Raw genomic sequence first — 20,615 nt, forward strand, 5'->3', positions numbered from 1 at the left:
CCTCAGGCAGCCTTTGGCTGCTTTTCGTAGAGGAAGCGCAGCACTTGCTGGCGCAGATGGTGATAGCGGCTGTCCTCCGCCAGTTCCACACGATTACGCGGGCGCGGTAAATCAACCTGTAATGTTTCACCTACCGTAGCCGCCGGGCCGTTGGTCATCATCAGCACGCGATCTGAGAGCAAAACGGCTTCATCAACGTCATGAGTGATCAGCACGATGGTGGTATGCAACTCTTGTTGTATGTGCATTACCGCATCCTGCAAATGGGCGCGCGTCAAAGCATCGAGCGCCCCGAACGGCTCGTCCATCAGCAGCACTTTCGGTTTCATCGCCAACGCACGGGCAATGCCGACACGCTGTTTCATGCCGCCGGATATTTCACCGGGTCGTTTGTTTATCGCGTGGCCCATTTGCACGCGTTCGAGGTTGTGAACTATCCATTCGCGACGCTCGGCGCGGCTCATGGTGTGACGAAACACTTGATCCACCGCCAGCGCCACGTTTTCAAAGCAGGTCATCCACGGCAGCAGGGAATGGTTCTGGAACACTACGGCGCGCTCCGGCCCCGGCCCGGCGATTTCGCGGTTGTCGCAAAGCAGGCCGCCGTCAGAGGGTAAGGTGATCCCGGCAATCAGATTTAGCAGCGTGGATTTGCCGCAACCCGAGTGCCCTATCAGGCTGATGGTTTCCCCTTCGGCGATATCAAAACTGACGTTGCTCAGGGCTAAAAATTCGCCACTTGCGGTGGAAAAACGTTGGCTGACATTCTGAACCTGGATGATCTTCTTCATTGGTTTCCCCTTATTTTTCCCAGCTAAAATGACGTGCCAATAACATCAAACCCTGTTCGAGCAGCAGCCCGACGACACCGATAATCACAATTGCGATCAGGATGTTTTCGACGTTGAGGTTGTTCCACTCGTTCCAGATCCAAAAGCCAATGCCCAGGCCGCCGGTCAGCATTTCGGCGGCGACAATCACCAGCCACGCAATGCCGATAGATAACCGCACACCGGTTAATACCGCGGGCAAAACCGCCGGGAACAAAATTTTCCGCATCACCGTCCATTCGGAGAGCTGCAGCACACGCGCCACGTTGAGGTAATCGTCCGGGATGCGCTTCACCCCCTCGGCGGTGTTAATCACCATCGGCCAGATGGAACAGATGAAAATGGTCCAGCTCGACGCAGGCTCCGCTTTTTGAAACAGCAGCAGACCAATCGGCAGCCAGGCCAGCGGGCTGACCGGGCGCAAGAGCGAGATAACCGGGTTAAACATGCGGGCTAAGAAGGTAAAGCGACCAATCAGGAAGCCTGCCGGTATACCGACAATGGCGGCGAGGCCGAAGCCAACGGCGACGCGCGCGAGCGAGGCAAGAATATTCCAGCCAATCCCCTGGTCGTTTGGCCCGGCGTTATAGAACGGGTCGGAAAACAGCGTGATGGCCGATTCCAGCGTGCTAAGCGGCGTCGGGAAACCTTTACTGTTCAGCGCGGCAATCTGCCAGGCCACCACTAACAATCCCAGTCCCAGAACGGCGGGCACCAGGCGCTGGAAAAAGCTCACGCAATATTTACGCCACTGCGGTGTACGGCGGCGAACGGTGACGGGCGGCAGAACAATCACTTCCCCAACGGTGGTGCTAAGTGCCGTGGCGGGCGGTTTCTGTGCAGGCTGATTCATGTCATTCCCCTTAGCGTTTATTAATGGCGAAACTTGCGGCGTAGGCGGCAGGGTCATTGCCGTTCCAGGTGCTGCCATCCATCAAAGTGCTGCTGCGCATCGGACTTGTGGAGACGGAAATATTGCCCACGGCGGTTGCGGCCTGCTGATAGATGTCGATACGATTGATGCGTTTGGCGATAGCAAGGTAGTCCGGGTCGCTATCCAGCAAGCCCCAGCGGCGGTGCTGGGTCAGGAACCACATGCCGTCGGAAAGCCACGGGAAGGTCACTTCGCCATCACGGAAAAAATGCATGGCGTGGTCGTCCTGCCATTTCTTGCCGATGCCATTGTCGTATTGCCCGAGCATGCGCCCGGTCAGGAAATCGGCTTTGGTGTTGAGGTACGCCCGCCCGGCGAGCACATTAGCGGTTTCGCGGCGGTTGTCGTCGCTGGCATCAATCCAGCGCGATGCCTCAAGAATGGCGGCGACTAAGGCTCGTGCGGTGTTGGGATTTTGTTCCACCCAAGCACTGCGGGTACCGAGGATTTTTTCCGGGTGATCCGGCCAGATTGATTGCGAGGTTGCAGCGGTGAAGCCGATACCGTCGCTGATTGCCCGTTGGTTCCAGGGTTCACCGACGCAAAATCCCTGCATATTGCCAATGCGCATATTCATCACCATTTGTGGCGGCGGAACGACCACGGTGCGCACGTCGGTAAACGGGTTAATGCCCGCCTGCGCCAGCCAGTAATAGAGCCACATCGCGTGGGTACCCGTGGGGAAGGTATGCGCGAAGGTGAAACTTCCCGGCTCTTTGCTGGCCACGAGTTTTTTCAGGCTTTGCGCATCCGTCACGCCCTGCTTTGCGAGATCCATCGAAAGGGAGATGGCCTGGCCGTTGTTGTTAAGCGTCATCAGGTTCGCCATCGATTGCTGTTTACCCGCAATGCCCATTTCCAGGCCATAAACCAGGCCGTACAACACGTGAGCAGCATCGAGTTCACCGGAAACCATTTTGTCGCGCACCGCCGCCCAGCTTGCTTCTTTGCTCGGTACAATTGAAATACCGTACTTTTTATCAAAGCCTTTGACCGCAGCCATGACGACCGAGGCACAATCGGTCAGCGGGATAAACCCGACTTTCACCGTGTTCTGTTCGGGTTTGTCGCTCCCCGCCGCCCACACGGAATTCATCATGCCAGGCAGCAAATATGCACCGCCTAATGCCGCACCCGCCTGTAGAAATCGACGGCGTGAGAGGGTTATGGTTTTGTTGCTCATCGGTTTCATCCTGATAAAAGGGTAAAAAAAAAGCGCCCAACAATGTGGGTCAGCACATTGAAGGACGCCTTTGTCCAACCCGAACCGCACCGCCATTGGCACAATCCAGGTCAAAAATAATCTTCACGTTATTACTGCAACTCTCGTGCCAGGTTAGAAAGCCGATGAAACACGGGTTTTAGGGTAAATCAGCTAAGTCATGCACCGGAAAAACGCATTAAATGCCCACACTTCGTGCAGCTACTCCTTAGTGGGTAGCCGCCAGATATCCGCCACGGACACCATCGCGCTTGCAACATCCACCATGCGTTTGTTCTGGTTCATCGCCATTTTGCGCAGCGTTTGCCACGCCTGTTCTTCGCTGTAACCCTGGTGATGAATCAGCATGGCTTTGGCCTGGTCGATAACTTTGCGCTCTTCAAGCGTGGCCTTGAGCGAGGCTAACTGTTGAGCCATGGTTTCGAGTTGCTGGGCCTGCTGGCGCACCAGCGGTAAAAGATGGCGATCGAAATAACGCTCGCCCTCCTGACCGCCATGTCCGGCGACCCAACTGGCGATGTCGCTCTCGCCGGGTTCCCTTTCTTGCAACACCTGACCAAGTGCCTGCTGCGCTTGCGCCATCACGGCATCGATAAGCGCGTCTTCCACCTCTTTCAGGGCGTCAATTCGCGTCGTTAGCAGCGCAAACCAGCGCAATGCTCGCTGCGGTTCATCCCCATCGTGCAGGAGTCGGGTGCAAGCCATGCGCCGGAGTTGTTCCGTTTCGCGGCACGGTTCCCCACAGTCGAGGAATTGCTGGCGTAGAGGCAACTCCGCCATGCTGCAAAATGCGTCAAAACAGCGTTGCTGGCTATCGATGCGATCCACCAGTTGCTGGCGCAAGGTGTCGCTAAATTCCCCTTGCGTGAAACCCAGCGCACCAATCGCCCGCTCTTGTCCGGCGAGCTCTTTGCCTTGCATAAAACTAAACAACGCCGCCAGAGCCCGAGCCACACCGGCTTCATCTATCACGTTGCTGGTTTCAGGCACAATACTGAGGAGATGGCGCAAGGTGAGATTGAACTGCTCCATCGCATGCAAGGGCTGAATCTGCTGAGCGGTAATTTGCACTCGCAACTCGGGTAACCGTTCAAGGTAATGCAGCGCACACGCGAGACTGACAAACAGAGCACTCCCCGGCAGATAATCGGGTTCAGCGATAGCCAGGCGAAAATGCGCCAGCTCACGATCAACTTCTGCGATACAGCGCTGATGTTGATCGCCAAATAATTGACCGGAGGAGCACAGCCAGATGTTGGAAGCCCCGCGTTCGCGTTGTAGCATGTGCGCGAGCCTGGCTATGCAGCCAGTCAACTCACCGATTTGCAAAATGTCCTGCAATTGCTCACGCCCACGGGTTCGGGCCGCGATTAAAAAGTCGCGAGCAGTAGGATTCGCGGCGACGGTAGCCTTCATATAACGCTCCTGAGCGGCAAGTGTTGCTCTAATGATGCAAAGAATTAAGCAAAAGTCGTGCCGTCGGGCGCAAAGGAGAACAAATGCAAAAAGTTGTGATTATTGCCAACGGGGCTGCTTACGGCAGTGAATCTCTGTTTAACAGTCTGCGCCTGGCCATCGCGTTGTGCGATCAACAGCCGCAGCCGGAAGTGAAACTGTTTTTGATGTCTGATGCAGTGACCGCGGGTTTACGCGGCCAGAAACCTTCTGAAGGCTATAACATTCAGCAAATGCTGGAGATTTTGACTGCGCAGAACGTACCGGTAAAACTGTGCAAGACCTGCACCGACGGGCGCGGCATCACGGCTTTACCTTTGGTTGATGGCGTTGAAATTGGCACGTTAGTTGAACTGGCTGAGTGGACGCTGGCCGCCGATAAAGTCTTAACCTTCTGACACCAGATTTAATGATGACCAGAGGCGAATTTCCCGCATAAAAATTCATCAGCTGAATGGTCTCAGGAATATGTACACTAAAGTTGATTCGTTACAGCATTTTTTGATCGAAGTCAGCATTTCTGACGTCGGGGTCTGGTGTTATGCATAAAGTGTGATTTGTGAACAACATCACTAATCACCAGCAAAACCAGCGGCGCGGATGTCTAACTTTGTTGTGATAGCGGAGTATAAAAATGCCTGTAGTGAAAGCCAGTCTGCATCTTTTCGGCGGTGATACCGTGGTGGTTCACTGTTCAAATAAAAGCCATATTCATTTGATGAGCGACAACAGTTCTGCGGGCAAACCGCAGGCGGATATTTTGAGCGTGGAAGACAGGCAGTCTGCTTATTTGACGGTGCCGTACAGCGGGAAGTGGAAAGTGCTGATTGATAGCCACAGCAAATCGCTTGAGCATTCAATTAGTTATGTTCCTGCTTAAAAGCAGCATTCCGGCTCTGATTAATAAGAGCCGGAATGAATTTATGCGAAGTGAGTTTGTAAATCCCCGTCATCGCCCTTCGGCTGTAGCCAGTCTCTGACTTTATTCACCAGCTCATCCAGGCAATCATCATGCATCCCCCGCTTGATTAACTCTTGTTCCAGCGAGAAGAGATACTGCGCATTGGTGCCCAACGGGCCGCTGGCGGCGGCAATTAACGGCGCGATAATTTCAGCTCGCGTATCGGCTTCGTACAGCGGATGGCGCGGATCCATGATAAAGACCAGCGCGTTGACGACACGGCCATCATCGAGTCCGAGTTTGCACCACGTCGGCAAATAGCAGCCTGTTATCATCTCCCGCTTCCACACCAGCGTCAGCTCATCCTCAAGCATCGCATCGGGTAGGCGGTAGGCCAGACCCGTGGTGCGCCCGCCTTCTTTGAGCGCCAGCATGCGCCCAGGCTGACAAGCGGTTCCGCGCCCTGCCGTCAAACGCAGGCAAAAAGCACGGTGCCAGCCAACAAGCGTTCCTGCGGCCGACTCTTCATATTCAAATGCCGGGTTCCACATCAGGGAGCCATAGCCGAAAATCCATACGGGGCTGTTATCGGGACGGCAAGCCATCGTCGCGGCAAGTGATGCCGAGCGCTGCTCAGGACTCCACAACAACGATTCCTCAATGGAACCAAAAGCTGTCTTACAATCCGCTTTCATTAAGAAATCACGCGTTAACACCATACACCTCCGCCACTGCATACTTCCGTGTGACTACGTCAGATGTGCCTTCCGGGCTTTTTAGTTACTGCTCATATATAGAGCAACATATCTGAGAACATAAGCAATTAGCGGGACGCTGGCAAGTTTGATGACGATCACAAAACAACAAAAATGTCATATTAACTTGCCATACTGATGTGTGTTGCGGCGTTTGAATATGGATATCAATACATTATGTAAGGTTTACTTTTTCTTGTGCCATTTGTCATCGTCCCCTTTTTGATAACCGTGTTTCACCGCCGCCCAGGCAACTTTGTGGGCTGTTTCTTCGCGACTGGCCTCATCGCGACGGTCATCTTTGTCTTTATATTCATCCCATGCGCTATTAAATGCCTCTTTGTAAATATCCTGGGCGTGGGCGGGAAGAACGTTTTGAACACTTTCAGGGAGGTCACTTCGGCTGTTGTAAGGCATCACACCATCCTCAGTCAGGGAAAACTAAAGTGTGAAACAACATATGTGATTTTGCCAGAAATCGGGGTTATTGCTTTTATACAAATTCTATCTCTATGTTTAGTATTGCTTAAAATCAGTAAACTGTGATTTTTATTCATCAGAAATACTATGGCTATATAAGCGGTAAAACTGAGTAAATTTCCCCATAAAAACGCCTTAGTTTGCTATTTTAACGGGGTTTTAATGTCCGACTATAATAACTAAATTGCTTAATACCTATGCAACTGGAGAAGTATTTTGACCAAAACACAACATGAGGCGGTGAAAACCCGTCATAAGGAGAGTTCCCTCATTTTCCCGGTATTAGCGCTGGTCGTACTGGCGGTGTGGGGAGGAAGCCAGTCTTTACCGGCGGTTGTAGGGATTAATATTCTGGCCCTGGTGGGCATTTTAAGTAGTGCTTTTAGCGTGGTGCGTCATGCTGACGTGCTTGCGCACCGTTTAGGTGAACCTTATGGTTCCCTGATTCTTAGTCTTTCGGTGGTTATTCTAGAAGTTAGCTTAATTTCTGCATTGATGGCGACCGGTGATGCCGCGCCGACACTGATGCGCGATACGCTCTACTCCATCATCATGATTGTGACGGGGGGGCTGGTTGGTTTCTCTCTTCTGCTGGGTGGAAATAAATTCGCCACACAGTATATGAACCTGTTTGGCATCAAACAGTATTTGATTGCCCTGTTTCCCCTTGCGGTCATTGTGCTGGTGTTACCCACAGCGCTTCCGGAAGGTAATTTTAGTACCGGCCAGGCGTTAATGGCGGCGGCTATTTCGGCGGCAATGTACGGCGTGTTCTTGTTGATTCAGACCAAAACGCACCAGAGCCTGTTTGTCTATGAGCATGAAGACGAGTCTGACGACGACGACCCGCATCATGGTAAGCCATCTGCGCATAGCAGCACCTGGCATTCCATTTGGTTAATCGTGCATCTGGTAGCGGTAATTGCGGTCACTAAAATGAATGCCGGCCCGCTGGAGTCACTGCTAACGACACTGAATGCACCGGCGCAATTTACTGGCTTCCTGGTGGCATTATTGATTCTCTCGCCTGAAGGCCTGGGGGCGTTGAAAGCCGTATTGAGTAACCAGGTTCAGCGAGCCATGAATCTGTTCTTTGGCTCGGTACTGGCGACGATTTCACTGACAGTCCCTGCGGTGACGCTGATTGCGATGTTGACGGGCAACGACCTGACCTTTGGTTTAGGGATGCCTGAGTTAGTCGTGATGCTAACTTCATTAGTGTTATGCCAGATTTCGTTTTCAACCGGGCGCACCAATGTGCTCAACGGCACCGCGCACCTTGCGCTGTTTGCCGCTTATTTGATGACCATTTTTGCCTGACGAATTTGCGTCATAAAAAAAGCTCTTATCGTGAGATAAGAGCTTTTTATTTTGGTGGATGACGCTCGCGCTTATCCACCCTACCACGTCAAAAAGTCTGATTTTTGTAGGGCGGATAAGTGCAACGTCATCCGCCATTAGTCCTGACTTACTTGCTGGTATCCAGTGGTTCGAAATTCTTCACCAGATCGTCAATCGCTTTGATTTGCTTGAGGAATGGCTCGAGCTTCGCCAGCGGCAATGCAGATGGGCCATCACAACGTGCGTTATCTGGGTCCGGGTGCGCTTCGATAAACAGACCTGCCAGGCCAGTCGCCATACCGGCACGAGCCAGTTCAGTCACCTGCGCACGACGGCCGCCCGACGCTGAACCAAACGGGTCGCGGCATTGCAGAGCATGTGTCACGTCGAAAATAACCGGTGAACCGTTAGATACCTGCTTCATTACGCTAAAACCGAGCATGTCGACAACCAGGTTGTCGTAACCGAAGTTCGCGCCACGGTCACACAGGATAATCTGGTCGTTACCGCCTTCGTGGAATTTATCAACGATGTTACCCATTTGACCAGGGCTGACGAACTGAGGCTTCTTGACGTTGATCACCGCACCGGTTTTCGCCATCGCTTCTACCAGATCGGTCTGGCGGGCGAGGAACGCAGGCAGCTGAATCACATCAACTACATCGGCAACAGGTTGTGCCTGGCTTGCTTCATGAACGTCAGTGATGATTTTCACGCCGAAGGTTTGCTTCAGTTCCTGGAAAATCTTCATCCCTTCTTCGAGGCCTGGGCCACGATAAGAGTTGATGGATGAACGGTTGGCTTTATCGAAGGACGCTTTGAACACGTATGGAATGCCCAGTTTCTGGGTCACGGTGACGTAATGCTCACAAATACGCATTGCAAGGTCGCGTGATTCCAGTACGTTCATGCCGCCAAACAGCACAAACGGCAGGTCGTTTGCGACGTTGATGTCACCAATCTTAACCACTTTTTGTTCCATCTTTATCTCGCCTTGTTGGGAAACATTTAAAAATTTAGCATCAGTGCAAAGTGACCTGTTTTTGCGAAATCGAATTAATTTGCGCTTTGATCATCTCGCTAATCGGGTCTTCCGGGCACTGCTCGACAAAATAGCTGAGATCGGTAAGAGCCACGTGTTCGCAATCAAGCTGCGCATAAATTAAGCCACGATCGCGAATTTCATACGGGTCTTCCGGATTAAACTGGAGCAAGGTTTCACTGGTACGCAGTGCCAGTTCCATTTGACGTTCTTCCATCAGCGCAGATTTAAGGGTGTCGAGTAATTTACGCACCACTTCCGCGTTATCAGCTTCATCTAAATCTTCATCGAACAGTTCAGCTGTTGGCCCGACATTACCTTTCAACCACACTTCCAGCGTATGTTCGTTGAGCGTATCGCCGTTAAATGGGTTGATCAGCCACATTTCGCCGTCCATCCAGTCGCCACGCAAAATTAGCTGCGTGGGGAAAATTACAGGATTTAACGGGATATCAAGGCGCTCGGCAATCCATAACAGAATCGCCCCCAAAGACACCGCACTTCCCTGGCGTTTTGTCAGCACTTTATCAAGCCACAATGCATCGGATAAACGGTAAACGCCGCTGGAGTCTTTAAAACCCCAACTGCCATAAAACAGCTCGACTAATTTTTCGAGTTGCACATCCTGGTGCTGACCTTCGCAGATCTCTTCCCGCGCCAGGCTTGCCAGGCTTTCCAGTTGTGCACGCACTTCTTCTGCCGGGAAATCATCACGGATCAACTGCGAGACTAAAATCATGCCCTCGCACAACGGCGCCTGATTGAATTCGAAATCGGCTAACGACCTCATGACTTACCCCAGTAATGGTATTTTGGTGGTGGCGAGTTTAATGATGATGTAAAGCACCACCAGCGCCAGCAAAAAGGCAAATAGCCGGATCTGCTGACTGCGCGGGCGTTTGCCCAGCACGATAAACCCTAAAACGATATAGATAATAACGCCAAATAGCTTCTCAGTCAGCCATGCACCTTGCGGCGTGAAGGGATAGAAATGCGTAATCATCACCAGTGCAGCACCGCTGACCAGCAATAGCGTATCATTCACATGCGGCACAATGCGCACCCAGCGCTTGTTCGACATGGCTGAATCGCGGTATTGCCACCAGTAGCGTAAAACGAACAAACTCACGGAAATGATAACCGTCAGAATATGAAAATGCTTGAGCGCGAAGTAAGTTGCCATTTTGCTCAGTTCCTTATCTTTAGAAAAAGCGTCCTGTTGTCAGACGGTCATTGCCACCGTAATCCTGACAGCTTTGTATCTCGGTATATCCGGCGTCGCTAAACAGTTCACGAACTTGTGCTGCCTGCTGCCAACCGTGTTCGAGCAATAACCAACCGCCCGATTCAAGGAAGTTGCGCGATGTTTCCACCAGCGTGCGTAAATCGGCCAAACCGTGGTTATCAGCCACCAGCGCACTGCGAGGTTCAAAGCGAACATCACCCTGTAAAAGGTGCGGATCTTCCTCATCAATATAGGGTGGATTACTGACAATCACGGCAAAACGCTGCGTATTGAGCGCACTAAACCAGTTGCTTTGCAAGACCTCAACGTTGGTTATTCCAAGGCGACTCGCATTATCGCGCGCAAGTTCAACCGCATCAGGTATCAAGTCCAGTGCGACAACGTCACAATCCGGGCGCTCGCTGGCAATCGCCAACGCAATCGCCCCGGTACCGGTGCCTAAGTCCAGCACGGAACACGCGGTGGCAGGCATTCTGGCGAGGGCTTGTTCGACAAGGCATTCGGTATCAGGGCGCGGAATAAGCGTCACCGGCGATACGCGCAAAGGCAGCGACCAAAACTCACGCTCGCCAACCAAATGCGCGATAGGCTCGCCCTTCACACGTCTTGCCAGCAAAACAGCAAGTTGTTGCTGTTGCTCGGCTGCCAGCTCGGTTTCACCAAAAGCGAGGATGAAGGTTCGTGCTTTACCGGTGACAAAACCCAGCAGGATTTCCGCGTCGCGACGCGGACTTTCACTTTCCTGAAGCTGGGCAATTGCCTGTTGTAACCAGTGTTTAAAATCCATTAATCCTGCTCAGACAACGCCGCTAACTGGTCTGCCTGGAACTCCTGCACAATAGGTTCGATCAATGCGTCGAGTTTCCCTTCCATCACTTCATCCAGACGGTATAACGTCACGTTGATGCGATGGTCGGTTACACGGCCTTGCGGGAAGTTATAAGTACGGTTGCGGTCTGAACGATCGCCACTGCCCAGCAAATTGCGACGCGTTGAAGCTTCTTCCTGTTGGCGTTTTGCTATTTCAGCGGCACGAATACGCGAACCCAATACCGAAAGCGCTTTGGCTTTGTTTTTATGCTGGGAACGTTCGTCCTGGCATTCCACTACGATCCCGGTCGGTAAGTGGGTAATACGAATTGCAGAGTCGGTGGTGTTAACGTGCTGACCGCCCGCGCCCGAGGACCGGAAGGTGTCGATACGCAAATCACCTGGGTTGATATCTGGCAATTCTGCCTCAGGAATTTCTGGCATCACTGCCACGGTACAAGCGGAAGTATGGATACGCCCCTGAGATTCAGTTGCCGGAACACGCTGCACGCGATGACCGCCGGACTCAAACTTCAAACGGCCGTAAACACCTTCACCACTGATTTTGGCGATTACTTCTTTAAAGCCACCATGTTCACCGTCGTTGGCGCTCAGTATTTCAACTTTCCAGCGACGTGCTTCTGCGTAACGGCTGTACATACGGAACAGGTCACCGGCAAAAATAGCCGCTTCATCACCGCCGGTCCCGGCACGAACTTCCACAAAAGCGTTGCGTTCGTCATCAGGATCTTTTGGCAGCAGCAAGACTTGCAGTTGTTGTTCTAATTCTTCGCTGTCGCTTTTCGCCTGGTTTAATTCTTCTTGCGCCATTTCGCGCATTTCCGGGTCATCGAGCATGCTTTGTGCGGTTTCAATATCTTCCTGCACTTGACGCCATTTCAGGAAGCAACTGGAAACGTCACTTAACTGGGCATATTCACGTGACAAAGCACGGAAACGATCCTGGTCGGCAATTGTGGCAGCATCCCCAAGCAGTGCCTGAACTTCTTCATGGCGCTCTTGCAGAGCTTCTAGTTTGGCAACGATAGAAGACTTCATGGGCGGTGTTTCACCTTGTAATAAGAGTTTATTTGCTAATCCAGCCCGAGGCTGTTGCGCAGAATCTGCAGGCGTTCGTCATCCCCGTCACGGGCAGCCTGCGTGAGCGATTTGGTTGGAGCGTGGATCAGGCGGTTGGTTAATTTCCATGCCAAATCCTGAAGGACTGTTTCGGCATCGGCACCCTGCTGGAGCGCGGCGATAGCCTTAGCAGCCAGGTCATCACGAACCTGTTCTGCTTGTGTGCGGTATTCACGGATAGTTTCCGTTGCGCTTTGGGCACGCAACCAGGCCATGAACTCACCACTTTCCTGTGCGACAATCGTTTCAGCTTCAACGGCGGCAGCCTTGCGCTGCGCGAGGTTGCTTTGAATTATCGCCTGAAGGTCGTCAACGCTATACAGATAGGCGTTCGCCAGTTTGCCTACTTCCGGCTCAACATCGCGCGGGACGGCGATATCGACTAACAGTAACGGCTGGTTGCGGCGAGCTTTTAACGCGCGTTCGACCATGCCTTTACCAATGATTGGCAGTGGGCTGGCGGTGGAACTAATAATAATGTCAGCTTCCTGCAAGCGAGAATCAATGTCACTCAGGCTTATTACCTCGGCACCGACTTCATCAGCCAGCACCTGAGCGCGTTCACGCGTGCGGTTGGCAATAATCATCTTCTGAACGTTGTGTTCACGTAAATGACGCGCCGCCAGTTCAATGGTTTCACCCGCACCAACCAGCAACACGGTGACAGTCGATAAGGATTCGAAAATTTGTCGTGCCAGGGTGCAGGCCGCGAACGCTACGGATACGGCACTCGCGCCGATTTCGGTTTCGGTGCGAACACGCTTGGCAACGGAGAAGGACTTCTGGAACATGCGCTCCAGTTCGCTGGAAAGCGAATGCCCTTTTTGTGAGTCGGCAAAGGCCTTTTTAACCTGCCCGAGGATTTGTGGCTCGCCGAGCACCAGCGAATCAAGACCACTTGCGACACGCATTAAATGGGTGACTGCGTCGTTGTCGTGATGCCAGTACAGGCTTTTACGCACTTCCTCTTCGTTGAGGTTGTGGTAATTACATAGCCAACGCACGAGCTGCTCGTGCAGGTCTTCCTGTTCTTCGACGCTCAGATACAGCTCAGTCCGGTTACACGTCGACAACACCACCCCACCTTGCACCATCGGCTGTTCGAGCAGGCTGTTCAATGCCTGGTCGAGCGTGTCCGGCGAAAACGTAACACGTTCTCGCAACGAGACTGGAGCTGTTTTATGGTTGATGCCAAGCGCTAAAAGGGTCATTGAGCGGTCTGAGTAATACCGATGTTGATAAGGATTAACTCGGCGCATCATACAGGATGCGTGCAGTCAATAAAAGGGAGCCACTCCTTGTGGGGTATCACTACAATTAATGATTTAAGACAACATGACCATAGACGACCTGACTATGCGCCGCTAGCATAAACAGTTAACAACTAAAATTAATGAGAAGGAACCGTTGCCTCTATGTCTATGACGAAAGCCCGTCTGCTGCGCCTTGCGCCACTGGCAAGCCTTATTTTGACTGCTTGTGTCACGCCAAAACCAAGCGGTCCAGGCAAAAGTCCTGACTCTCCGCAGTGGTTACAACACCAGCAACAAGTACAAAAAATCACCCAATATCAAACACGTGGTGCTTTTGCTTATCTCTCCGATAGTCAAAAAGTTTATGCACGCTATAACTGGCAACAAACCTCGCCGGATCGCTATCGCTTATTATTGACTAACCCGTTAGGCAGCACCGAGCTTGAGCTCAATGCGCAGCCTGGTGTCGTGCAACTGACTGACCGCAATGGCAAAAAGTACGTCGCCGATAATGCAGAAGAGATGGTGGGTAAATTGACGGGAATGCCTATTCCGCTCAATAGCCTGCGTCAATGGATCCTCGGCCTGCCGGGTGAGGCCACTGACTATAAAATTGATGCTCAATATCGCCTGAGTGAAATCAACTACACCCAGGACGGCAAAACCTGGAAAGTGGTGTATAGCGATTATGACGACAGTGTGCAGCCTGCTCTGCCGTCAAATATGGAACTGCGCGAAGGCTCACAGCGTATCAAACTCAAAATGGATAACTGGACAGTCAAATAATGAGAAAACGTTGGCCATCCCCAGCAAAACTGAATTTATTTTTGTATATCACCGGTCGTCGTGAAGACGGATACCATAATTTACAAACTTTATTTCAGTTCCTTGATTATGGCGACACCCTCAGCATTGAGCCGACAAATGATGGTCAAATTCGCTTAGCTACTCCGATTGAAGGGGTGCCGGATGAAGAGAATTTAATTGTCCGCGCGGCTCGATTATTGCAAGACACCGCCCTGCTAATGGGCACGTTGCCGCAGGGTGCCGGGGCAGAAATCAGCGTTGAAAAACGATTGCCAATGGGCGGCGGTTTAGGTGGCGGGTCATCAAATGCAGCAACAGTGTTGGTGGCGCTAAACCATGTGTGGAACACCGGCCTGACTGAAGATCAACTGGCGGCGTTGGGTATCACTCTCGGCGCCGACGTCCCCGTATTCGTGCGTGGATTTGCCGCTTTTGCCGAAGGTGTTGGTGAGAAGCTCACCCCCGTCTCTCCACCGGAAAAGTGGTACCTGGTTGCACATCCTGGCGTCAGCATTCCCACGCCTGTCATTTTCAAAGATCCAGAGCTACCACGAAATACCCCGATCAGATCAATTGACACGTTATTAAACTGTGAATTTGGTAATGATTGTGAGGTTATCGCAAGAAAACGTTTTCGTAAGGTTGATGAGCTGCTTTCCTGGCTGTTAGAATACGCGCCGTCGCGCCTGACCGGCACCGGCGCTTGTGTGTTTGCTGAATTTGACACCGAGAACGCTGCCCGCCAGGTGCTTAAGCAAGCCCCGGAATGGCTGCATGGGTTTGTTGCGCGAGGCGTTAATGTCTCCCCGCTGCATCAGGCCATATCCGGGCAAGCTGAGTATTGGTGACAACGTCACCTTGTTTCAGACGTTGCATCAAGCTCTTTATACACCGCCTGGATGGCGCTACCCCGCCCGCATAAGCTGCGGTAGTACCATCCGCCACTGGACGCATGCCTGAGGTTTTTCTCGTGCCTGATATGAAGCTTTTTGCTGGTAACGCCACCCCGGAACTAGCACAACGTATTGCCAACCGCCTGTACACCTCCCTTGGTGACGCCGCCGTCGGTCGTTTTAGCGACGGAGAAGTAAGCGTACAAATCAACGAAAATGTACGCGGTGGTGATATTTTCATCATCCAGTCCACCTGTGCACCAACTAATGACAACCTTATGGAATTGGTTGTTATGGTCGACGCCCTGCGCCGTGCTTCTGCAGGTCGTATCACCGCTGTTATCCCTTACTTTGGTTATGCTCGTCAGGATCGCCGTGTGCGTTCCGCCCGTGTGCCAATCACCGCGAAAGTGGTTGCTGACTTCCTCTCAAGTGTTGGGGTTGACCGTGTTCTCACCGTGGACTTGCACGCAGAACAGATTCAGGGCTTCTTCGATGTTCCTGTAGATAACGTTTTCGGTAGCCCAATCCTGCTAGAAGATATGCTGCAAATCGGCCTGGAAAACCCAATCGTGGTTTCTCCAGATATCGGTGGCGTTGTGCGTGCTCGTGCTATCGCAAAACTGCTTAACGATACCGACATGGCTATCATCGACAAACGTCGTCCTCGCGCTAACGTTTCCCAGGTTATGCATATCATCGGTGATGTATCTGGCCGTGATTGTGTACTGGTTGACGATATGATCGATACCGGCGGCACTCTGTGCAAAGCAGCTGAAGCACTGAAAGAGCGTGGTGCTAAACGTGTGTTTGCTTACGCAACTCACCCGATTTTCTCCGGCAATGCGGTTCACAACCTGCGTAACTCCGTGATCGACGAAGTTATCGTATGTGACACCATCCCACTGTCTGATGAAATCAAAGCACTGCCTAACGTCCGCACCCTGACTCTGTCTGGCATGTTGGCTGAAGCTATTCGCCGTATCAGCAATGAAGAATCAATCTCTGCGATGTTCGAGCACTAATCGAACTCGTTTAAAAAAACCCGCTGCGGCGGGTTTTTTCTTTTGTAGTATGTATTTATTAAACCAATGCCTCCTTCACCTGCCATATCCCTCATAAATGACAGATGATGCGCTCACGGATGGAATCAAAGTGAAAAACGTATCTTCTTCTATATTACCTTTCCGCGCTCTGGTAGACGCTTGTTGGCGAGAGAAATACACGGTTTCTCGTTTTAGCCGCGATGTTATCGCTGGTATTACCGTAGGGATTATTGCTATTCCCCTGGCGATGGCGTTAGCGATTGGCAGCGGTGTCGCCCCGCAGTATGGCCTGTATACTTCAGCGATTGCCGGGATTGTGATTGCCTTAAGCGGCGGTTCACGTTTCAGTGTTTCCGGCCCAACAGCGGCGTTTGTGGTGATCCTCTATCCGGTGGCGCAACAGTTCGGCCTTGCGGGTTTACTCATCGCCACATTGATGTCCGGCGTGTTTCTTATTTTGTTTGGTTTGGCGCGGTTTGGCCGCCTGATTGAATACATCCCGCTTTCCGTAACACTCGGTTTTACCTCCGGGATTGGGATTACCATCGCCACTATGCAGGTGAAAGATTTCTTTGGCCTGACGCTGGAACACGTGCCGGAACACTACCTGAATAAAGTGGCGGCGCTGGCGATGGCAATGCCAACAATTAATCTCGGCGATGCGGCAATTGGCATCGTGACACTCGGCGTGTTGATTCTCTGGCCGCGTTTTGGCATTCGTTTACCCGGCCACTTACCGGCACTGCTGGCAGGCTGTGCCACCATGGCAGCGGTACATGCAGCAGGCTTCGATGTGGCGACTATCGGCTCACGCTTCCACTATGTATTGGCTGACGGCACCCAGGGCAATGGCATTCCACAACTGTTGCCACAACTGATGCTGCCGTGGAATATTCCCAACTCAAACTTCACGCTGAGCTGGGATTCTTTAAGCGCCCTGCTCCCGGCAGCCTTTTCGATGGCGATGCTCGGCGCAATTGAATCGCTGCTGTGCGCCGTGGTGTTAGATGGTATGACGGGCACCAAACATAACGCCAACAGCGAACTTATCGGCCAGGGGATGGGCAATATCATTGCGCCATTCTTTGGTGGGATTACTGCCACCGCCGCCATTGCCCGGTCAGCCGCCAACGTGCGCGCTGGCGCAACATCACCGATGGCTGCCGTGATTCACGCATTGCTGGTGATTATGGCGTTATTGGTGCTGGCCCCTCTGCTTTCCTGGTTGCCGCTTTCCGCAATGGCCGCCCTGCTGCTAATGGTGGCGTGGAATATGAGTGAAGCGCATAAAGTGGTCAGCCTGCTGCGCCGTGCGCCGAAAGACGACATCATCGTCATGCTTATCTGCATGTCGTTAACGGTGCTGTTCGATATGGTTATCGCGATTAGCGTGGGGATTGTGCTGGCCTCTTTACTGTTTATGCGTCGCATTGCCCGCATGACCCGTCTGGCACCGGTAAACATTCCTACGCCAGAAGGTGTGCTGGCATTACGCGTCACCGGGCCGCTATTCTTCGCCGCCGCCGAGGGATTATTTAATGATCTCGCCCAGCGCGTTGAGCAAAATCATCTGATTATTTTGCAATGGGATGCCGTTCCGGTACTGGATGCCGGTGGACTGGATGCGTTTCAACGTTTTGTGGAAAAACTGCCGGAAGGTTGCGAGTTGCGGGTAACTAACCTGGAGTTTCAGCCGCTTAAAACACTGGCTCGAGCGGGTGTTAAGCCCATTGCGGGTCGCCTTGCTTTCTTCCCGGATATTCAGGCTGCATTGGCTGAGTAAAGTTTTTGCCAAAAAAAACGGTTCTGCGACAGAACCGTTTTCATTTTCTAAATTTAGTTAACTATGTTTATGGCTGTCATCGCGGCGGCAACGTTTATCAAAGTGGCGCACCCACCAGTAACGGTCGCCTACTTGTTCGTGCCCACCGACACGCGCACCAGCCAGCCAAAGCACCGCACCAACAAAAATGCTTAACACAGCACCGTGGGCGAAATATTGCGGGAAATTGAATTGAGGGAGTTGGTTTAAAATTGAGTAACCAACACCACCCACCATGACGACAAGCCCCAAGCCCATGAAAATGTTGCCGAGTAATGAAGCGTTTTTGCGTTTCATATATCACCTCCGGGTGTACCTGGGTCGGCGGGGGAAATCCCCATTCCTTGTGTGTAAAGTATAGACAACACCGCTTCGAATTATGTGCGTGGGCGATCACAATTACGAATGAAAGCCTACATATATTTACAAATAACTCGCTGAATAGCATGAAATTCTAATTGTTTAGATGGTGAACTATTCAACACTTGAATAGGGATTGCATTGCTTCTTTGTCATCGAGTCCTGGGCACAGTAAACTACGCGGCTCTTGTCTGTTTTCAGGATATTAAACGTGAGCATTAAATTAATTGTTGGCCTGGCAAATCCAGGTGCGGAATATGCTGCAACCCGCCATAACGCAGGAGCCTGGTATGTGGATCTGCTTGCACAGCGCCATAATCAGTCGCTCAAAGAAGAAAGCAAATTCTTCGGTTACACAGCGCGCATAAACCTTGCCGGTGAAGATGTTCGCCTGTTGGTGCCAACCACGTTTATGAACCTCAGTGGTAAAGCTGTTGGGGCGATGGCGACATTTTTCCGCATCGCGCCAGATGAAATTCTTGTTGCGCACGATGAGTTAGATCTACCGCCAGGTGTAGCAAAATTCAAACTCGGCGGCGGCCACGGTGGCCACAATGGCCTGAAAGACATCATCAGCAAACTGGGCAATAACCCTAACTTTCACCGCTTACGCGTCGGAATCGGCCATCCTGGTGATAAAAACAAAGTTGTCGGCTTTGTATTGGGTAAACCGCCGCTCAGCGAACAGAAGCTGATTGATGACGCAGTAGACGAAGCGGCACGTTGCACTGAGGTATGGCTGAAGGAAGGTTTAACCAAAGCCACTAATCGCCTGCACGCCTTTAAAGCGCAATAAACGTTCTCGCGGCTTTCAGCAAGGATTTCTGCGCCCGTTATATGCCGTTTGGGTGTATAATGGGGAAAGTTATGATCATTTTATCAATGAGACAACATCAACTCATTGAATATCAAGTAATTAAGGTGAATTAAACCATGGGATTCAAATGCGGTATCGTCGGCTTGCCGAACGTTGGTAAATCAACCCTGTTCAACGCGCTCACCAAAGCGGGAATCGAAGCTGCAAACTTCCCGTTCTGTACCATTGAGCCGAACACTGGTGTGGTACCAATGCCGGACCCACGTCTGGATAAACTGGCCGAAATCGTAAAACCACAGCGCATTCTGCCAACTACCATGGAGTTCGTTGATATCGCCGGTCTGGTGAAAGGCGCATCCAAAGGTGAAGGCCTGGGTAACCAGTTCCTGACCAACATTCGCGAAACCGAAGCCATCGGCCACGTAGTGCGTTGTTTTGAAAACGACAACATCATTCACGTGAATAACAAAGTTGATCCAGCCGATGACATCGAAGTCATTAACACTGAGCTGGCGCTTTCAGATCTGGATACTTGCGAACGTGCCATCCACCGCGTGCAGAAGAAAGCAAAAGGCGGCGATAAAGACGCAAAAGCTGAACTGGCTGCGCTGGAAAAATGTCTGCCACAGCTTGAGAACGCCGGTATGTTGCGTGCGCTTCCTCTGACCGAAGAAGACAAAGCGGCAATCAAATACCTGAGTTTCCTGACGCTGAAACCAACGATGTATATCGCGAACGTCAATGAAGACGGTTACGAAAACAACCCATACCTCGACAAAGTGCGCGAAATCGCCGCTGCCGAAGGTTCTGTGGTTGTTGCTGTTTGTGCCGCCGTTGAGTCTGATATTGCTGAACTTGACGATGCTGACCGTGACGAGTTCATGGCAGAAATGGGCCTCGAAGAACCTGGCCTGAACCGCGTTATCCGCGCGGGTTACGAGCTGCTGAACCTGCAAACTTACTTCACCGCTGGCGTGAAAGAAGTACGTGCATGGACTATCCCAGTTGGCGCTACAGCTCCACAAGCTGCGGGTAAAATCCACACTGACTTCGAAAAAGGCTTCATCCGTGCTCAGACTATTGCCTTCGAAGACTTCATCACCTACAAAGGTGAGCAAGGCGCGAAAGAAGCTGGCAAAATGCGTGCTGAAGGTAAAGACTACATCGTTAAAGATGGCGATGTAATGAACTTCTTGTTCAACGTCTAATTCCCTTTCAGCCCACAGCATTTTTATGCTCAGGGCTGGAAGATGAAACAATTAAAAGTCCACGCTATTGCGTGGGCTTTTTTTATCGTCTGAATATATCCATTATCACCAATAATGAAACTTATCCACTGTCCATTTTTATACAGTAATTATTTATTTAGATGAGGAATAAAGTGTATATTTTTGGACATCGACCACAATAATATTTATCGTTGACGCAGTAAATAGCCAGATTTATAATCCCGCCCCTCTC

Annotated in this window: 22 protein-coding genes; 9 read left to right on the top strand and 13 right to left on the bottom strand. The window is 51.6% G+C overall.

All coding sequences use genetic code 11. From position 1 onward, the window contains the following. Positions 1-2: 2 nt before the first annotated feature. The 4 genes from MNO13_RS14255 to MNO13_RS14270 form a co-directional block, all read right to left on the bottom strand. Positions 3-791: an ABC transporter ATP-binding protein gene (locus MNO13_RS14255; protein ID WP_064547365.1), complete on the bottom strand. Its 789-nt coding sequence runs from the start codon at positions 789-791 to the stop codon at positions 3-5. Between the two features lie 10 nt (positions 792-801). After that, positions 802-1,683 (bottom strand): nitrate ABC transporter permease, encoded by an 882-nt coding sequence (gene ntrB, locus MNO13_RS14260; RefSeq protein WP_064547367.1) that lies wholly within the window; start codon positions 1,681-1,683, stop codon positions 802-804. A gap of 10 nt (positions 1,684-1,693) precedes the next feature. Further along, positions 1,694-2,947 carry a CmpA/NrtA family ABC transporter substrate-binding protein gene (locus MNO13_RS14265; protein WP_064547369.1) on the bottom strand — a complete coding sequence of 418 codons (1,254 nt, stop codon included), beginning with the start codon at positions 2,945-2,947 and terminating at the stop codon, positions 1,694-1,696. 240 nt (positions 2,948-3,187) lie between these two features. Beyond that, a complete protein-coding gene (locus MNO13_RS14270) occupies positions 3,188-4,402 on the bottom strand; it encodes a nitrate- and nitrite sensing domain-containing protein (protein WP_064547371.1) in 1,215 nt (404 codons plus the stop codon). Positions 4,403-4,485: 83 nt separating this feature from the next. On the opposite strand from MNO13_RS14270, the gene MNO13_RS14275 reads away from it, so the two are divergent. Both MNO13_RS14275 and MNO13_RS14280 read left to right on the top strand, forming a co-directional pair. Beyond that, positions 4,486-4,839: a DsrE/DsrF/TusD sulfur relay family protein gene (locus MNO13_RS14275; RefSeq protein WP_064547373.1), complete on the top strand. Its 354-nt coding sequence runs from the start codon at positions 4,486-4,488 to the stop codon at positions 4,837-4,839. Positions 4,840-5,075: 236 nt separating this feature from the next. After that, positions 5,076-5,321 carry a DUF1883 domain-containing protein gene (locus MNO13_RS14280; protein WP_064547375.1) on the top strand — a complete coding sequence of 82 codons (246 nt, stop codon included), beginning with the start codon at positions 5,076-5,078 and terminating at the stop codon, positions 5,319-5,321. Positions 5,322-5,362: 41 nt separating this feature from the next. On the opposite strand, the gene MNO13_RS14285 is transcribed toward MNO13_RS14280, so the two are convergent. Further along, a complete protein-coding gene (locus tag MNO13_RS14285; protein WP_064547390.1) occupies positions 5,363-6,058 on the bottom strand; it encodes a gamma-glutamylcyclotransferase in 696 nt (231 codons plus the stop codon). Between the two features lie 225 nt (positions 6,059-6,283). Beyond that, positions 6,284-6,514: a putative cation transport regulator ChaB gene (gene chaB / locus MNO13_RS14290; protein ID WP_064547377.1), complete on the bottom strand. Its 231-nt coding sequence runs from the start codon at positions 6,512-6,514 to the stop codon at positions 6,284-6,286. 279 nt (positions 6,515-6,793) lie between these two features. Between chaB and chaA the strand changes: the two genes are divergently transcribed. Next, positions 6,794-7,897 carry a sodium-potassium/proton antiporter ChaA gene (gene chaA, locus MNO13_RS14295; protein ID WP_241938923.1) on the top strand — a complete coding sequence of 368 codons (1,104 nt, stop codon included), beginning with the start codon at positions 6,794-6,796 and terminating at the stop codon, positions 7,895-7,897. A 148-nt stretch (positions 7,898-8,045) separates the two neighbouring features. Here the strand turns inward: chaA and kdsA are convergent, their stop codons facing one another. From kdsA to hemA, 6 genes are read right to left on the bottom strand one after another with little or no spacing between them, the layout of a single operon-like run. Then, a complete protein-coding gene (gene kdsA, locus MNO13_RS14300) occupies positions 8,046-8,900 on the bottom strand; it encodes a 3-deoxy-8-phosphooctulonate synthase (RefSeq protein ID WP_064547392.1) in 855 nt (284 codons plus the stop codon). A gap of 40 nt (positions 8,901-8,940) precedes the next feature. Beyond that, positions 8,941-9,750, bottom strand: coding sequence for an invasion regulator SirB1 (gene sirB1, locus MNO13_RS14305; protein WP_064547394.1), 810 nt, complete (start codon positions 9,748-9,750; stop codon positions 8,941-8,943). A gap of 3 nt (positions 9,751-9,753) precedes the next feature. Further along, on the bottom strand, positions 9,754-10,143 hold the full coding sequence (sirB2, locus tag MNO13_RS14310; RefSeq protein WP_064547396.1) for an invasion regulator SirB2: 390 nt from the start codon (positions 10,141-10,143) through the stop codon (positions 9,754-9,756). A 19-nt stretch (positions 10,144-10,162) separates the two neighbouring features. Beyond that, positions 10,163-10,993, bottom strand: coding sequence for a peptide chain release factor N(5)-glutamine methyltransferase (gene prmC, locus MNO13_RS14315; protein WP_121815549.1), 831 nt, complete (start codon positions 10,991-10,993; stop codon positions 10,163-10,165). Further along, positions 10,993-12,075 carry a peptide chain release factor 1 gene (prfA, locus tag MNO13_RS14320; protein ID WP_064547400.1) on the bottom strand — a complete coding sequence of 361 codons (1,083 nt, stop codon included), beginning with the start codon at positions 12,073-12,075 and terminating at the stop codon, positions 10,993-10,995. The genes prmC and prfA overlap by 1 nt, the downstream gene beginning before the upstream one ends. 35 nt (positions 12,076-12,110) lie before the next feature. Next, positions 12,111-13,367 carry a glutamyl-tRNA reductase gene (gene hemA / locus MNO13_RS14325; RefSeq protein ID WP_064547617.1) on the bottom strand — a complete coding sequence of 419 codons (1,257 nt, stop codon included), beginning with the start codon at positions 13,365-13,367 and terminating at the stop codon, positions 12,111-12,113. 204 nt (positions 13,368-13,571) lie between these two features. Between hemA and lolB the strand changes: the two genes are divergently transcribed. The 4 genes from lolB (at position 13,572) to dauA (ending at position 17,938) form a co-directional block, all read left to right on the top strand. Next, on the top strand, positions 13,572-14,195 hold the full coding sequence (gene lolB, locus MNO13_RS14330) for a lipoprotein insertase outer membrane protein LolB (protein ID WP_064547402.1): 624 nt from the start codon (positions 13,572-13,574) through the stop codon (positions 14,193-14,195). Continuing rightward, positions 14,195-15,064 (top strand): 4-(cytidine 5'-diphospho)-2-C-methyl-D-erythritol kinase, encoded by an 870-nt coding sequence (gene ispE / locus MNO13_RS14335; RefSeq protein ID WP_064547404.1) that lies wholly within the window; start codon positions 14,195-14,197, stop codon positions 15,062-15,064. The genes lolB and ispE overlap by 1 nt, the downstream gene beginning before the upstream one ends. A 122-nt stretch (positions 15,065-15,186) precedes the next feature. Next, the gene (gene prs, locus MNO13_RS14340; RefSeq protein WP_008454180.1) at positions 15,187-16,134 is read left to right on the top strand and encodes a ribose-phosphate diphosphokinase; all 948 of its coding nucleotides are present in this window, start codon (positions 15,187-15,189) and stop codon (positions 16,132-16,134) included. 130 nt (positions 16,135-16,264) lie between these two features. Then, positions 16,265-17,938, top strand: coding sequence for a C4-dicarboxylic acid transporter DauA (gene dauA / locus MNO13_RS14345; RefSeq protein WP_232886823.1), 1,674 nt, complete (start codon positions 16,265-16,267; stop codon positions 17,936-17,938). A gap of 57 nt (positions 17,939-17,995) precedes the next feature. Here dauA and ychH read toward each other — a convergent pair whose 3' ends face one another. Then, a complete protein-coding gene (gene ychH, locus MNO13_RS14350; RefSeq protein WP_064547408.1) occupies positions 17,996-18,274 on the bottom strand; it encodes a stress-induced protein YchH in 279 nt (92 codons plus the stop codon). Positions 18,275-18,548: 274 nt separating this feature from the next. On the opposite strand from ychH, the gene pth reads away from it, so the two are divergent. Further along, the gene (gene pth / locus MNO13_RS14355) at positions 18,549-19,133 is read left to right on the top strand and encodes an aminoacyl-tRNA hydrolase (protein ID WP_064547411.1); all 585 of its coding nucleotides are present in this window, start codon (positions 18,549-18,551) and stop codon (positions 19,131-19,133) included. A 137-nt stretch (positions 19,134-19,270) separates the two neighbouring features. Beyond that, positions 19,271-20,362, top strand: a complete 1,092-nt coding sequence (ychF, locus tag MNO13_RS14360) for a redox-regulated ATPase YchF (protein ID WP_064547413.1) — start codon at positions 19,271-19,273, stop codon at positions 20,360-20,362. Positions 20,363-20,615: the final 253 nt, after the last annotated feature.

The organism is Buttiauxella ferragutiae (assembly GCF_022637515.1).
Lineage (GTDB): Bacteria > Pseudomonadota > Gammaproteobacteria > Enterobacterales > Enterobacteriaceae > Buttiauxella > Buttiauxella ferragutiae.

Excerpts from the sequence above, each read along its gene's own strand:
- MNO13_RS14255 (WP_064547365.1), bottom strand. The coding sequence starts at position 791 with ATGAAGAAGATCATCCAGGTTCAGAATGTCAGCCAACGTTTTTCCACC.
- ispE (WP_064547404.1), top strand. The coding sequence starts at position 14,195 with ATGAGAAAACGTTGGCCATCCCCAGCAAAACTGAATTTATTTTTGTAT.
- prmC (WP_121815549.1), bottom strand. The coding sequence starts at position 10,993 with ATGGATTTTAAACACTGGTTACAACAGGCAATTGCCCAGCTTCAGGAA.
- MNO13_RS14275 (WP_064547373.1), top strand. The coding sequence starts at position 4,486 with ATGCAAAAAGTTGTGATTATTGCCAACGGGGCTGCTTACGGCAGTGAA.
- lolB (WP_064547402.1), top strand. The coding sequence starts at position 13,572 with ATGTCTATGACGAAAGCCCGTCTGCTGCGCCTTGCGCCACTGGCAAGC.
- ychF (WP_064547413.1), top strand. The coding sequence starts at position 19,271 with ATGGGATTCAAATGCGGTATCGTCGGCTTGCCGAACGTTGGTAAATCA.
- sirB1 (WP_064547394.1), bottom strand. The coding sequence starts at position 9,750 with ATGAGGTCGTTAGCCGATTTCGAATTCAATCAGGCGCCGTTGTGCGAG.
- sirB2 (WP_064547396.1), bottom strand. The coding sequence starts at position 10,143 with ATGGCAACTTACTTCGCGCTCAAGCATTTTCATATTCTGACGGTTATC.
- MNO13_RS14270 (WP_064547371.1), bottom strand. The coding sequence starts at position 4,402 with ATGAAGGCTACCGTCGCCGCGAATCCTACTGCTCGCGACTTTTTAATC.
- kdsA (WP_064547392.1), bottom strand. The coding sequence starts at position 8,900 with ATGGAACAAAAAGTGGTTAAGATTGGTGACATCAACGTCGCAAACGAC.
- ntrB (WP_064547367.1), bottom strand. The coding sequence starts at position 1,683 with ATGAATCAGCCTGCACAGAAACCGCCCGCCACGGCACTTAGCACCACC.
- prfA (WP_064547400.1), bottom strand. The coding sequence starts at position 12,075 with ATGAAGTCTTCTATCGTTGCCAAACTAGAAGCTCTGCAAGAGCGCCAT.
- chaB (WP_064547377.1), bottom strand. The coding sequence starts at position 6,514 with ATGCCTTACAACAGCCGAAGTGACCTCCCTGAAAGTGTTCAAAACGTT.
- hemA (WP_064547617.1), bottom strand. The coding sequence starts at position 13,367 with ATGACCCTTTTAGCGCTTGGCATCAACCATAAAACAGCTCCAGTCTCG.
- ychH (WP_064547408.1), bottom strand. The coding sequence starts at position 18,274 with ATGAAACGCAAAAACGCTTCATTACTCGGCAACATTTTCATGGGCTTG.
- MNO13_RS14265 (WP_064547369.1), bottom strand. The coding sequence starts at position 2,947 with ATGAGCAACAAAACCATAACCCTCTCACGCCGTCGATTTCTACAGGCG.
- MNO13_RS14280 (WP_064547375.1), top strand. The coding sequence starts at position 5,076 with ATGCCTGTAGTGAAAGCCAGTCTGCATCTTTTCGGCGGTGATACCGTG.